1 protein-coding gene is annotated in these 712 nt (G+C 43.4%); it reads right to left on the bottom strand.

Annotated features, from left to right (window positions below; genetic code table 11):
* Positions 1–712: hypothetical protein (locus C5L23_RS08560; RefSeq protein ID WP_193617324.1), on the bottom strand; the 712-nt coding region annotated here is incomplete at both ends.

Consider the following 712-nt stretch of genomic DNA (forward strand, 5'->3'; position numbering starts at 1 on the left):
CTTACTGATTCAGAACCGGATACAGATTCGCTTGTACTTACTGATTCAGAACCGGAAATAGATTCGCTTGTACTTACTGATTCAGAACCGGATACGGATTCACTCGTACTTACTGATTCTGAGCCGGATACGGATTCACTCGTACTTACTGATTCTGAGCCGGATACGGATTCACTCGCACTAATTGATTCGGAGCTAGAAATAGATTCGCTTGTACTTACTGATTCAGAACCGGATACAGATTCACTCGTACTTACTGATTCTGAACCGGATACAGATTCACTTGTACTTACTGATTCTGAACCGGATACGGATTCACTCGTGCTTACTGATTCTGAGCCGGATACGGATCCACTCGTACTTACTGATTCTGAGCCGGATACGGATTCACTCGTGCTTACTGATTCAGAACCGGATACGGATTCGCTTGTACTTACTGATTCCGAACCAGAAACGGATTCACTCGTACTTAGCGACGTTGAACCAGATAATGACTCACTCGTACTTACTGATTCAGAACCGGATACAGATTCGCTTGTACTTACTGATTCAGAACCGGATACAGATTCGCTTGTACTTACTGATTCAGAACCGGAAATAGATTCGCTTGTACTTACTGATTCAGAACCGGATACAGATTCACTCGTACTTAGCGACGTTGAACCAGATAATGACTCACTCGTACTTACTGATTCAGAACCGGATACAGATT

It is taken from the genome of Leuconostoc fallax (assembly GCF_004354645.1).
Taxonomy (GTDB): domain Bacteria; phylum Bacillota; class Bacilli; order Lactobacillales; family Lactobacillaceae; genus Leuconostoc_B; species Leuconostoc_B fallax.